The following is a 375-nucleotide window of genomic DNA, read 5'->3' as shown; positions in this document are numbered from 1 at the left end:
TTGGATAATATTTCTAATTTTCGATAGCAGTTTTTGCATTTGGATTATTAGTCGATTAGCAATACGTATGAGACCATTTATGAAACACCTTTCTATGGCAGAGACCATAGGATGTGTATATGGTACGTATCCAAGGATTATTACTGCTATATCCAATATTTGCCGATCTATTGTTAGTCTTTCCATCCAAATTGTTGTAATATCTAAAACAATTAGCATCTGTGTAGGACCAGTTGACTCCGGAGAAATTACAATCCTGGCTACCTTAATTCTTATTGCTTATTCTGCTTTTGGTGGTATTCGTTCGGTTACTTTTACAGATGTATTGCAGTTTCTAACCTTTTCCATGATTATTCCTCTTTTAGCTTGGTTTAT

The 375-nt window shown here is 34.1% G+C and carries 1 pseudogene; it reads left to right on the top strand.

What is annotated here, in order from left to right:
• Positions 1 to 67 precede the first annotated feature (67 nt).
• Positions 68 to 375, top strand: a pseudogene (locus MUW73_RS04135) (sodium:solute symporter family protein); the annotation flags it as partial.

The sequence above is a fragment of the Candidatus Cardinium sp. cByotN1 genome, from assembly GCF_022810525.1.
Taxonomy (GTDB): domain Bacteria; phylum Bacteroidota; class Bacteroidia; order Cytophagales; family Amoebophilaceae; genus Cardinium.
Note: the sequence above shows the minus strand (reverse complement) of the source record. Positions and strands in the feature narration are given on the sequence as shown.